Annotated in this window: 11 protein-coding genes; 5 read left to right on the forward strand and 6 right to left on the reverse strand. The window is 70.7% G+C overall.

Features of this window, described 5'->3' with window-relative positions; all coding sequences use genetic code 11:
* Nucleotides 1-170: 170 nt before the first annotated feature.
* On the reverse strand, nucleotides 171-1,241 hold the full coding sequence (locus tag VFM98_RS22475) for an Ldh family oxidoreductase (RefSeq protein WP_325112122.1): 1,071 nt from the start codon (nucleotides 1,239-1,241) through the stop codon (nucleotides 171-173).
* A 195-nt stretch (nucleotides 1,242-1,436) separates the two neighbouring features.
* Between VFM98_RS22475 and VFM98_RS22480 the strand changes: the two genes are divergently transcribed.
* From VFM98_RS22480 to VFM98_RS22495, 4 genes are all read left to right on the forward strand, one after another.
* Complete coding sequence (locus VFM98_RS22480) at nucleotides 1,437-2,702, forward strand: phospholipase D-like domain-containing protein (RefSeq protein ID WP_325112123.1); 1,266 nt, start codon at nucleotides 1,437-1,439, stop codon at nucleotides 2,700-2,702.
* 31 nt (nucleotides 2,703-2,733) lie between these two features.
* Nucleotides 2,734-3,582 carry an alpha/beta hydrolase gene (locus tag VFM98_RS22485; protein WP_325112124.1) on the forward strand — a complete coding sequence of 283 codons (849 nt, stop codon included), beginning with the start codon at nucleotides 2,734-2,736 and terminating at the stop codon, nucleotides 3,580-3,582.
* 111 nt (nucleotides 3,583-3,693) lie between these two features.
* The gene (locus tag VFM98_RS22490; RefSeq protein ID WP_325112125.1) at nucleotides 3,694-4,389 is read left to right on the forward strand and encodes a helix-turn-helix transcriptional regulator; all 696 of its coding nucleotides are present in this window, start codon (nucleotides 3,694-3,696) and stop codon (nucleotides 4,387-4,389) included.
* Nucleotides 4,386-5,063 carry a Crp/Fnr family transcriptional regulator gene (locus tag VFM98_RS22495; protein ID WP_325112126.1) on the forward strand — a complete coding sequence of 226 codons (678 nt, stop codon included), beginning with the start codon at nucleotides 4,386-4,388 and terminating at the stop codon, nucleotides 5,061-5,063. The genes VFM98_RS22490 and VFM98_RS22495 overlap by 4 nt, the downstream gene beginning before the upstream one ends.
* Nucleotides 5,064-5,206: 143 nt before the next feature.
* On the opposite strand, the gene VFM98_RS22500 is transcribed toward VFM98_RS22495, so the two are convergent.
* From VFM98_RS22500 to VFM98_RS22520, 5 genes are read right to left on the reverse strand one after another with little or no spacing between them, the layout of a single operon-like run.
* Nucleotides 5,207-5,818 carry a DedA family protein gene (locus VFM98_RS22500; protein ID WP_325112127.1) on the reverse strand — a complete coding sequence of 204 codons (612 nt, stop codon included), beginning with the start codon at nucleotides 5,816-5,818 and terminating at the stop codon, nucleotides 5,207-5,209.
* 33 nt (nucleotides 5,819-5,851) lie between these two features.
* On the reverse strand, nucleotides 5,852-7,048 hold the full coding sequence (locus tag VFM98_RS22505; protein WP_325112128.1) for a PLP-dependent aminotransferase family protein: 1,197 nt from the start codon (nucleotides 7,046-7,048) through the stop codon (nucleotides 5,852-5,854).
* 57 nt (nucleotides 7,049-7,105) lie between these two features.
* Entirely contained in the window at nucleotides 7,106-8,962 is a 1,857-nt protein-coding gene (locus VFM98_RS22510) for a 3'-5' exonuclease (protein ID WP_325112129.1), read from the reverse strand.
* Nucleotides 8,963-8,995: 33 nt separating this feature from the next.
* Entirely contained in the window at nucleotides 8,996-9,682 is a 687-nt protein-coding gene (locus VFM98_RS22515) for a hypothetical protein (protein ID WP_325112130.1), read from the reverse strand.
* A gap of 21 nt (nucleotides 9,683-9,703) precedes the next feature.
* On the reverse strand, nucleotides 9,704-10,324 hold the full coding sequence (locus VFM98_RS22520) for a hypothetical protein (protein ID WP_325112131.1): 621 nt from the start codon (nucleotides 10,322-10,324) through the stop codon (nucleotides 9,704-9,706).
* Between the two features lie 141 nt (nucleotides 10,325-10,465).
* Here VFM98_RS22520 and VFM98_RS22525 point away from each other — a divergent pair, with 141 nt between their 5' ends.
* Nucleotides 10,466-11,218 (forward strand): dienelactone hydrolase family protein, encoded by a 753-nt coding sequence (locus VFM98_RS22525; RefSeq protein WP_325112132.1) that lies wholly within the window; start codon nucleotides 10,466-10,468, stop codon nucleotides 11,216-11,218.
* The last annotated feature ends 148 nt before the right edge of the window (nucleotides 11,219-11,366 follow it).

Below are 11,366 nucleotides of genomic sequence, written 5' to 3' on the forward strand. Positions count from 1 at the left end.
GGCAACCAGCCCATAGCCGCATTGAGCGTGGCCGCCATCCACTCGCGCCTGCGCGATGCCAAGCGGCGCGAGGCGGTGCTGGCCGAGATGCGCACGGCCGCCGCACAGCTGGAAACCATCCTGTCGCAGATTCCGCCGCAGCTGGGACAGTTGAGCGCGTAAAGCGCCGCTCAGCCCGACGCACCCGCCGGCGGCATTCCCACCTTCAGCTTCTCCGCCCACGGCAGCAGCGCCTCCATGATCCCCGCGTGCAGCGTCACGCCTTCGGCCTGCTGCTGCCGCGCGGTGGCGAAACCCTTCTCGCCGGGCAGGCGGACCGGTTCACCCGCGCGCGCCGGGCGCGAGGCGTGGCACTGGCGCGCGACTTCGTCCATCTGGCGCACGAAATCCGCGCGCCCACCGAACGCCTGCGGATCGAGGATCTGCAGGAAGACCGTCGCGCCCCAGCCCTGCTTCGGGTCCGCGCGGCCGAAGCCCGCCAGCCCGCCGGTGAGCGCCTCCACGGTGAGCGTCAGCCCGTAGCCCTTGTGGCCCGAGTCGAGGCCGCCGAGCGGCAGGATCGTGCCCTTGGGCTCCTGGAACAGCACGGCGGGGTCGTCGCTGGGCCGGCCGTGGCCGTCGATCACCCAGGCCGCCGGCAGGCGTCCGCGCTCCTCGTGCAGGCGCTTGGTGAGGCCGTTGGTCGTCGCCGACGTGGAGATGTCGGTCACGATCGGATCGCCGCTGGTGGGGATGCCGATCGAGATCGGGTTGGGCGTGAACACCGCGTCCAGCCCGCCGAAGGGCGCGACGCTGGCGGAGTTCGCGTCCGAGGAAGCCAGGATCATCATCAGGCCCTGCTCCGTGGCACGGCGGTGGAACGCCGCAAGGCAGGCGATGTGGTGGCTCTGGCGGATCACCACCGTGCCCGTGCCGCACTCGCGCGCCTTGGCGGCAGCCGCCTCCATCGCCTGCAGCACCAGCCAGGGGCCGGGCAAGCGCCGGCCGTGCCAGGTGAGCGTGGCCGCCGTCTCGGCGATCACCTCGGGCCCGCCCACCACGCGCATCGAACCGGATTCGACTTCGCGCAGGTAGGAAGGCAGCAGCTGCAGGCCGTGCGTGGTGTGCCCGAGCAGGTCGCCTTCCACCAGGATCTCCGCCACGCCCTGGGCCTTTTCCTCCGGCATGCCGGCGCCCACGAGGAGCGCGCGCGCGAAGGCGAGCAGGTCGGCGGCGGCGTAGCGGGGGGTGGACTGCGTCATGGAATTTGCGGTGGAAATGCGGGAGCGAGTCTAAGAGCCGCCGCCGCCGTGGGCCTCATCGTGATCCCTACGTGGCGCGCTTGCGAACTTTCATCGTCGCGTTCGGGGCGCCATGAACACCTCGTTACCGCCACCCCCGCTGCCGCACCCGCACACCCACAATTCCCGGAACAACAACAGCCGAGCACCATCTCCATGTTCGACTTCAACCTGTGGGCTTGGCTGTCCCTTGCGCTCATCGCCGCCCTGGTGCTGGTGATCTACTCGATCCGCTGGCACCGCAGCCCCATCCTGCAGGTCAGTTCCGAAGCGGGCATCGCCGAACTGATGCCTTCGCTGTCGGGCCTGACGCTCAGCACCGCGGTCGAGGGCAACACGGTGGACGTGCTGGAGAACGGCGCCTTCTACGACGTGCTGCTCGAACGCATCCGCGCCGCGCAGCATTCGGTGCATTTCGAGACCTACCTGTGGAAGCCGGGCGCGCTCGCCGACCGCATGGCCGCAGCCTTCATGGACTGCGCCAAGGCCGGCGTCACCGTGCGCATCCTGCTCGACGCGCAGGGTTCCAAGCGGATCGACAAGGACATGGTGGCGCGCCTGCGCGAGCACGGCTGCAAGCTCAAGTTCTTCCACAAGAAGTCGCTCTACACGGTCGGCGTGCTCAACGACCGCGACCACCGCAAGCTGTGCGTGGTCGACGGCCGCGAAGCCTTCGTCGGCGGCCACTGCATCACCGACGAGTGGCTGGGCAACGCGGAGGATGGCAAGCATTTCTCCGACGTGAGCGTGTGGCTGCACGGCCCGATCGTGCACAGCGTCCAGGGCGCCTTCAGCGAGAACTGGGCCGGCGAGACCGGCGAGCTGTTCGTGGGCGACGGGGTCTTTCCCGTGCTGGAGAGGGTGGGCACCATCCCGATCCACGCCGCCTTCGTGAAGCCCGAGAACTCGGCGCCGGCCGTCAAGATCCTGCACCACACGGTCCTGTGCCTGGCCAAGAAGAGGATCTGGATCCAGAACCCCTACTTCATCCCCAAGATCGAGGCCATCGACGCGCTGGCGGCGGCCGTGCGGCGCGGCGTGGACGTGCGGGTGCTGATGCCTTCCGCGAGCGGCTCCGACAGCCCGATGGTGCAGCACGCGGGGCACCGCCACTTCGAGAAGATGCTGCGCCACGGCGTGCGGCTGTTCGAGTACCCGCACACGCTGCTGCACCAGAAGCTGATGACGGTGGACGGCTGCTGGTGCTCGGTCGGTTCCACCAACTTCGACGACCGCTCCTTCGACACCAACGACGAGATCACGCTGGGCATCCTCGATGCGGGCGTGGCCCGGCGCTTCGAGCAGATCTTCGAGCGCTACCTGGCGCGCGCCGAGGAGATCCGGCTGGAGCGCTGGCGCAAGCGCGGCGCGCTGCACAAGCTGAAGGACAACGCGGCCTACCTCCTGAACGACGTGCTCTGAGCGGGCTCGCCGCCTCGGCGAGAATCGGGCCATGGCCCGACCGCTCGCCGAAGACCTGCCACCCGAAGCCCTCGCCCTGCTCAAACGCGCCACGCGCCTGACCTCGCCCTGCGGCGACGGCGACATGGTGTGGCATGCCTGGGGCGACGGCGAGCCGCTCGTGCTGCTGCATGGCGGCAGCGGCAGCTGGACGCACTGGATCCGCAACATCGAGGGCCTCACCGCCGCCGGCCGCCGCCTGCTGGTGCCGGACCTGCCCGGCTTCGGCGACTCGGAGCGCCCGCCCGGCAACGGCGACGCCGACGGCGTGGTGCCCGTGCTGGCCGAAGGCCTGCCCTACCTGCTGGGAACGCAGGCGGTGGACGTGGCCGGCTTCTCCTTCGGCGGCCTGTGCGGCGGCCTGCTGGCGGCGGCGCATCCGGAGCTGGTGCGCCGGCTGGTGCTGGTGGGCGCGCCCGGTTTCGGGTTGCGCGAGAAGCGCCTCACCCTGGTCGCCTGGCAGCACCTGGACGACCCGCACGCTCGCGCCAACGCGCACCGGCGCAACCTCGCCACCCTGATGCTGCACCGGCCCGAGTCCATCGACGCCCTGGCCGTCGCGGTGCAGGCGGCCAACGTGCCGCACGACCGGATGCGGCGGCGCAAGCTCGCCATGACCGACATCCTGCGGCGCCACCTGGGCGCCATCGAATGTCCCGTGGACGCCATCTACGGCGAGCACGACGCCCTCTACGGCGCGGACCTGCTCGATGCGCTGGAGCAACTGTTGCCCGCCGCGCCGCGCTTCGGGCGGCTTGTTCGTATCCCCGGCGCCGGACATTGGGTACAGTTCGAGGCGGCCGCCGATTTCGAGGCGGCTTTACTCGAACTGCTGCAATAAGGCAAGCCCAAGACGGACGTGAACGGATCACATTTACACCGGTATCCAGTCGTTTTGCGCCGTAGCCGGGCGTTCCTAGACTCTCCTCCACCTTTTGGAGGACAGCGAATCATGGAAGCAGCAGCCCAGTCCCTGACCACCTTCACCCTGCCCCGCCCGGCGGCGCCCGCCTCCAGCGGCGGCATCGACGCCCGCGCCGCGGCCCGCTGCGCCTGGCGCGTGCTCGAGGAGATCGACTACGGCCTCATCCTGCTGAGCGCCGCCGGCGAGCTGCAGCACGCCAACCAGCTCGGGTGGAGCGAGCTGTCGCGGGCGCGCTTCCTGCACGTCGAGGAGGGGCAGGTCGTCGGCGAATCGGCTGCCGTGACGCAGGAGCTGCGCCGGGGCCTGCAGGCGGCCGCCCTGGGCCGCCGCCACATGCTGATGCTGCGCGAGGGCGGCGACGTGCTGCCGGTCACCTGCGTGCCGCTGCTGCCCGCCGAGGGAAGCGCCACCCCGGTGCTGCTGATGCTGGCCCGCCAGAGCGCCACCCGCAACCTGAACGTGGGCTTCTTCTCCCGCACCCACGGCCTGACGGCCGCCGAGGAATCGGTGCTGCGCCACCTGTGCGACGGCCTGCAGGTCAAGGAGATCGCGCGCGCCAAGGGCGTCACGCCGTCCACCGTGCGCACGCACCTGCGCTCGCTGCGCGAGAAGACCGGCCTGCGCCACATCCGCCTGCTGGCGCAGCGGGTGGCGATGCTGCCGCCGATGCTGCCCACCAATCCGACGCTGCCGGCCACGCCCGGCCGCATGCTGCACCAGTGAACCGGGAACTCCGCCTCCCCGGCGATGCCGCGGACGCGGAGGGCCTTCCATTCGCTGCCGGCTCGCGCCACACCGAGGCGCTGGCCGCGCGCGGCAGCCTGCGCAACTTCCGCCGCGGCATGCTGCTGATCCAGGAAGGCGACATCGGCAGCACGCTCTACATCGTGCGCTCGGGGCGCCTGCGGGCCTTCGCCGCCGACCCCAAGGGCAAGGAAATCACCCTCGGCCTGTACGGCCCCGGCGAGTACGTGGGCGAGATGTCGCTCGACGGCGGCCCGCGCTCGGCCAACGTCGAGACGCTGGAGCCGACCGCCTGCGCCGTGATCACGCGCGAGACGCTGCTGGCCTACATCGCGGAGGAGCCGAGTTTCGCGCTCGAGATGATGGCGCGCCTGATCCGCCGCGCCCGCCTGGCCACCGAGAGCACGCGCAGCCTGGCGCTGATCGATGTCTATGGCCGTTTCCGCATGCTGCTGGAGCAACTGGCGGAGCCGCCGGCCGCGGACGGCAGCCGCATCCTGCGCGAACGCCTCACCCACCAGCAGATCGCCAACCACCTGGCCTGCTCGCGCGAGATGGTGAGCCGCCTGATGAAGGACCTGGAAGTCGGCGGGTACGTGGGCAAGCGCGATGGCCGCATCGTGCTGGCGCGGGAGCTGCCGGCGCGTTGGTAGGCGGGCGGGCGCTCGCGCGCGTTGCTGGGGTTCGCGAAGCTCACCTTCCGCTTCGCGCCAGCCTACGGAACGCGGCTCAGCGCTGGCGCGCTGCTCCTCGTAGGCTGGTGCTGAGCGCGCGCGAAGCGCGCCGAAGCCCAGCGCTAACGGCGCTCACTTTTCCACGCGCCGATCCACCACACGACCAACACCGCCACCAGCCCCAGCGTGAGCACGTTGTCCGCGGATTCCACGCCGCCGCGGAACGCCTGCCACTCCCATCCGAGCGACCGCACCCCCACCTGCGCCAGCGCGACCTGGATCAACGCCGCCAGCGCATCCGCCGCGAGAAACGGCCGCCAGGGCATGCGCAAGGCCCCCGCGATGAAGAAGATCGTCCCCCGCTGGCCCGGCAGGAAGCGCGTGACGAAGGACAGCGGCGCCGCGTGCCGGCGCATGCCCTCCTCCAGCCCCGGCAGCCGCCGCGGCGGCACGAAGCGCGCCGCCCAGGGCCGCCGCACCCAGCGCGCGCCGTAGCGGTGCCCGATCCAGACACTGAGCGCATCGCCCGCCAGGATCGCCAGCCATGCGAGCGCCGCGAACGCCAGCGCGTTCAGGCCGCCGGGCCGCAGCGCCAGTTCCGCGCCGGCGAGCAGCACGATCTCCTGCGCCCAGGGCGCGCCGATGCCGGCGGTGGCCGTCAGCAGGAACAGCAGCGTGTACGCTTCGCTGCCGCGCAGCGCCGCGAGGACTTCGAGCGCCAGTTGCTGGAACACCGACCGCGTCGCCGGGAGCGCGCGCCGCGCCGATTACAGGGCCCGCCCGAGCCGGGCGAAGCCTTCCTTGATCTTCTCCACGTCCGCCGTGGCGAAACTCAGGCGCAGGGTGGCCACGTCGGGGTCCCTGGCGAAGAACGGCGCCCCCGGAACGAAGGCCACGCCCTGCTCGATCGCCCGCTTGGCGAACTCGCCGGCATCCTTCACCTTGCCGCCCGCGCCCGTGAGGCGGGCCCAGAAGAACAGGCCGCCCTGCGGCTCGGTGAACTCGATCGCGGCGCCCAGTTCGCGCTGCAAGGCTTCGGCCATCGCGTGCGAGCGCTCCGCGTACTTCTGCCGCACGTTGCGCAGCGTGGCCGGCATGCGGCCGCTCTTCAGGTATTGCGCCGCCGTCGCCTGCGCGAACGTGCTGGTGTGGGCATCGCTGAACTGCTTGCACATGGTGGCCTTGGCCAGCAGCTCCGGCTGCGCCACCAGCCAGCCGACGCGCAGGCCGGGGCTCAGCACCTTGCTCATGCTGCCGCAGTGGGCGATCCACTCGCGGCTGCCCGGCACTTCCTTGGAGAGCGCGAGCAGGCTGGGCGGCGGCGCCTCGCCGAAATACAGGTCGCCGTAGGGATCGTCTTCCACCACCAGCACCTGGTACTTCACGGCCAGCTCCAGGATGCGGCGCCGGCGCTCCAGCGACAGCAGCGCGCCGCTCGGGTTGCCGAAGGTCGGGATCAGGTACACGAACTTCGGCTGGTGCTGCACGATCAGCTGCTCCAGCTTGTCGACCTGCACGCCATGCGCGTCGATCGGCGCGCTCTGGATGTCGGCGCCGTACAGGCGGAAGCACTGGATGGTGGCCAGGAAGGTCGGCCCCTCGACGATCACCTTGTCGCCGGGGCTCACCATGGTCTTGCCGATCAGGTCCAGCGCCTGCTGGCTGCCGGTGGTCACGATCAGCTGCTGCGGCTCGATGTCGGCCACGCCCTTGCTGCGCTCGAAGGCGGCGAGCTGGGTGCGCAGCGGCTCGTAGCCTTCGGTGGCGCCGTACTGCAGCGCGCCGCCCGGCTCCTCGGCCAGCGCCTTCTGCGAGGCCTCGCGCAGGCCTTCGACGTCGAACATGGCGCTGTCCGGGAAGCCCCCGGCGAAGCTGATGATCCCGGGCTTGCCGAGCAGCTTGAACAGCTCGCGGATGGCGGAGGTTTCGACGTTGTCGAGGCGGTCGGCGAATCGGAGCGGCATGGGAAGTGAGTGCTGGGAAAGGTCTGCCCGCATTCTCGCCGATTCGTTCGCAGCTTCTCAGTGCCAGGCCGCCCGCACCCGTTCGAGCGCCTGCTCCACGTGCTTCGTGAGGCGGGAGGCGCCGACGGCCGTCAGCACCAGGCTGTGCGTCGCGCGGGTCATCGCCACGTACAGCAGGCGCAGTTCCTCCAGCCGCTCCGCCTCGGGCGGATCGATGCGGTCCAGCCCCACGAGGAACACGCAGGGGAACTCGAGTCCCTTGCTGCTGTGGAAGGTGGTCAGCGTCACGACATCGGCGGCCTCCGCCGCGCGACGCCGTTCGCCCTTGGGCGGCGTGCAGGGCACGCCCGCGGCCTCCAGCGCGGCCCGAACGCCGTCCAGCGAGCGGTGGTAGCGTGCCAGCACCGCAATCTCGGAGGCCTTGCGCCCCTGCGCGAGCAGTTCGGCCACACGCTCGGCGACGGCAGCGGCCTCCTGCGTGCCCCGCTCGAAGCGCAGGAACTCGGGCAAGGGCCCGCTGCGGCCGGCGGACTGGGGCATCACCAGCGGCAGATCCTCCTCGGCCCGGTCCTTGCCCTCCTGCAAAACGGCCTGTGCGCACTCCAGCGCCAGCGCGAGCACCTCGGTCGTGTTCCGGTAGTTGATCCTGAGGATGTCGGTGCGGCCCTTGGCCTCGATGCCGAGGCTGGCGAAGTTCCACCTGCGGCGCTGCTTCTGGTAGATCGACTGCGCGTCGTCGTAGAGAACCAGCAGCGACTTGCTGGCCGGATCCACCATCTGTGCCGCCGCGGCGAGCCACGCGTCCGCGAGGTCGTGCGCCTCGTCGATCAGCAGGGCCGTGTACTGCCCCTTGGGCACGCGCGCCGAGGTGATGCCCTCGCAGGCCAGGCGCGCCATCGCGTCATAGTCCTCGCTGGTAAGGGCGCCGCTGCGCACCGGCCCGAGCTGGTACGTGCGAATCAGGTCCATCGCCCAGGCATGGAAGGTGTGCACCTGCACCGCCGGCCCCACGCCCTTGAGGCGCAGCAGGGTCTCGATCCGCGTCGCCAGCGGCCGGTTGAAGCAAAGCACCAGGATCGGCTTGTCCGGCCGCGCCGCGGCGGCCAGTTGCACGGCGCGGAAGACCAGGATCATGGTCTTGCCCGAGCCCGCCGGCCCGTGGATCACGCGGTGCCCTTCGCCCAGGCTGCGCGCCACGGCTTCCTGCTGCAGGTCCATCACCTGCAGCACATCCTGCACGACCAGCCGCGCCGGCGAACTCTCGGGCCACAGCGACTGCTGCGCCCCGAGGCGCAGTTCGGGAAAGAGCAGGCCGCGCACGATGTTCATCTGCGGCAGCGACAGCGGGTGCTGCCACTGCACGTGGAACATGCCCCACAGCTTTTCCTGGAAGGCCATCGGATCGACGTCCTCGGCCAGGTCGTCCTGCAGCAGCACCTTGTGCGGCTCGAAGACGGCCGCGAAGCTGGCGTCCTGCTCCACCTCGCGCCGGCGGATGCGGCTCAGGACGGCGCCCCAGCCCCAGGGCAGCAGCAGCTTGCCGCGGTGGCGCCCCTCGGCGTGCAGCAGTTCGGGCAGCTTCTCGAGCTGGTGCGTCAGGTCCAGCATGTAGCCGCGCGCCTGGGCGACCGGATGCTCGCTGGCGACCAGCCCGCGCTCGGTGCGGATCTGCACCTGCATGGGATTGGCGTCGACGATGGTCGACCGCTTCCAGCCCTTCACCTCCAGCACCAGCAGCCCGCGGCTGGGATGCAGGATCACGAAATCCGGCTCGCGGCCGGAGCCCATGATCGGGACGTTGTGCCAGACGGTGTAGTCGTCTTCCAGGTTGCGCGCGAGCGCGTCCAGCACGTCCTTCTCGCCCGCATTCGCGCGGTTGCGGACCCTGGTCTTGCCCTGCGGAAAAATCGCCACCCCGAGAGAACCTCCCGGGGGCAAGTCTAGCGTTCAGCGGGGCTTGTCCTTCTCCTCGTGGGCAGCGGGGATGTCCGGCGAGGCGATCGGCTTGTCCTCGTCGACGATCTTCAGCTCGCGCTGTTCGCCCCAGCCCTGCGAGGCGAAGGCGCGCTCGCGCAGGCCTTCCTCGCGCATGCCTTCGGACGCGCGCTCGGTGGTGCGCTCCGGGTTGCGCTCCGGCGGGAAGAACTCGCCCTCGCGCCGCACGTCCATGTTGTGGCTCGCATCCATGTCCGAGCGCGCGGTGCCGAAACGCTGCTCCATGCTGCCGGCGCCGCGCTCGGCGACCACGTCGCGCAGCGGCCGCTCGCCGACGCGGTGCACCAGGCTGAAGTCCGCGGGGTTCAGCCCGTGCAGCACGTCCTGCGCCCGCTGCGCCTGCGCTTCGTCGGGGCTTTCGACCAGCACCACGTACAGGCCCTGCTCCACGGCGCGGCTGTAGGTGTCCGCATGCGGCACGTGCTTGCCGGCGCCAAAGAGGCGCTCGAAGAAGGAGAACTTGGCGACCACGTCCTGGTCGCGCCGTTCGCCGCTGCCCTCCGGCTCCGCCATCGGCGTGCCGTCGGCGTGGCGGTGCTCCACGTGGATCTCGTGCCGGTCGAAGCCGGCCTGCACCAGCCGCTCGGCCGCCTGTTCCGCCGCCGCCCGGTCCTCGAATGTACAGATCGCGGTATGCATGGATGAACTCCTGTGCCTCGTTCAGCCCCTGGGCTTGTCCTTGTCCACGGGGCGCAGCCCCGGAGCACTCTCGATGTCGGGGTCGCGCAGGTCGGGGCCGGTGGTGGGCGAGAGCCTGTGCGATGCCAGGGCGTGCTCGCTTTCCATGTTGGACGAAGTCGCGGTGTTGGTCCAGCCTTCGTACGGTTCGCGGCTGCGCTCGACCATGCCGGCCTGCTCCTGCCGCATGCCCACGATGTCGCGCAGCGGCCGCTGCTCGGCCCGGTGCACCACGTTCAGGTCGCCGGCCTGCAGGCCGTGCAGCAGCGTGCGGGCGCGCTCGGCCTGCGCCTCGTCCTCGGCATCGACCACCACCACGTAGCTGCCACGCTCGACGTGCTGAGCGTAGGTGTCCACGTGGCCGGAGGGATTGTCGCGGCCCAGCAGGCTGGCGAAGAAATGGCCGAACGAGGACAGCACGCCCCGGTCGACGGCGATCTCGCGCTCCATGCCGTCCCACTGGTCGTTGGCTGCGGAGCGTTCGCCGTGCAGATCCTTGTGCTCGATGTGCACGTCGTGGCGCGCGAAGCCCGAGCGCACGAGGCTGTCCACCGCCTGCTCGGCGCGGGCGCGGTCGTCGAAGGCACAGAGGGCGGTATGCATGGCGCGTTCTCCTTGTTCCGTTGGCACTCCCTTTCTTGTAGGTCTTCCGCGGCGCCGCGGCTGTCGTCCGGCCGAGGTGGGGCGGGTAGGTCCGGGACTACCCTGTGGCCGTGGCCGAGCCGCAGGCGCATGCTGCGCGCCATGATCGAGAAGCACCTGGACATTGCCACCGCCGACGGCGCCATGAACAGCTTCGTCGTGCATCCCGAGGAAGGCGGGCCGCACCCGGTCGTGCTGTTCTACATGGACGCGCCCGGCAAGCGCGAGGAACTGCACGACATGGCGCGCCGCCTGGCCAGCGTCGGCTACTACGTCGTGCTGCCCAACCTCTACTACCGGCGCACCCGCGAGTTCGAACTGAAGGAGCGCACGCCCGAGGCGATGAAGCCCATGTTCGAGCTGATGGACAGCCTCAGCAACGCGATGACGGTGCGCGACACCGCCGCGATGCTGCAATTCGTCGACGCCCAGCCGGAAGCCGATGCCCGCCGGGTCGGCGCGGTGGGCTACTGCATGAGCGGGCCCTTCGTGTTCGCGGCCGCCGCGGCCTACCCCGAGCGGATCGCCGCGATCGCCTCGGTCCACGGCGCGCGCATGGTCACCGACCGCGACGACTCGCCGCACCACATGGCGCCGCGCATCCGCTGCGAGACCTACGTCGCCTGCGCCGAGACCGACATCTGGGCGCCGCCGGAGGCGGTCGCCGCGCTGCAGGCGGCCCTGCAGGCGGCCGGCACGCCGCACCGCGTCGAGTGGTATCCCGGCGCGCAGCACGGCTTCGTGTTTCCCAAGCGGGCCGGCATCTACCACCAGCCCTCGGCGGAGCGCCACTGGGAGCGGCTGTTCGCACTGTTCGAGCGGCGCTTGCGGCGTCCCGGCGCGAGTGCGGCCTGAGCATGGTCGAGCGGCCGCCCTATACTGCCGCCCAACCATGCTCGCCCCCCTGATCGACCGGCTTTGCCGCGTGCTGTCTGCCGTGATGGTGCTGTTCCTCGCCCTCATGGTGGTGATGGTGTTCGGCAACGTGGTGCTGCGCTACGGC

This window comes from Ramlibacter sp., from assembly GCF_035706265.1.
Lineage (GTDB): Bacteria > Pseudomonadota > Gammaproteobacteria > Burkholderiales > Burkholderiaceae_C > Ramlibacter.

Bases quoted from the DNA above. Each gene is read 5' to 3' on its own strand.
- VFM98_RS22475 (WP_325112122.1), bottom strand. From the start codon at position 1,241: ATGACGCAGTCCACCCCCCGCTACGCCGCCGCCGACCTGCTCGCCTTC.
- VFM98_RS22480 (WP_325112123.1), top strand. From the start codon at position 1,437: ATGTTCGACTTCAACCTGTGGGCTTGGCTGTCCCTTGCGCTCATCGCC.
- VFM98_RS22485 (WP_325112124.1), top strand. From the start codon at position 2,734: ATGGCCCGACCGCTCGCCGAAGACCTGCCACCCGAAGCCCTCGCCCTG.
- VFM98_RS22490 (WP_325112125.1), top strand. From the start codon at position 3,694: ATGGAAGCAGCAGCCCAGTCCCTGACCACCTTCACCCTGCCCCGCCCG.
- VFM98_RS22505 (WP_325112128.1), bottom strand. From the start codon at position 7,048: ATGCCGCTCCGATTCGCCGACCGCCTCGACAACGTCGAAACCTCCGCC.
- VFM98_RS22515 (WP_325112130.1), bottom strand. From the start codon at position 9,682: ATGCATACCGCGATCTGTACATTCGAGGACCGGGCGGCGGCGGAACAG.
- VFM98_RS22520 (WP_325112131.1), bottom strand. From the start codon at position 10,324: ATGCATACCGCCCTCTGTGCCTTCGACGACCGCGCCCGCGCCGAGCAG.
- VFM98_RS22525 (WP_325112132.1), top strand. From the start codon at position 10,466: ATGATCGAGAAGCACCTGGACATTGCCACCGCCGACGGCGCCATGAAC.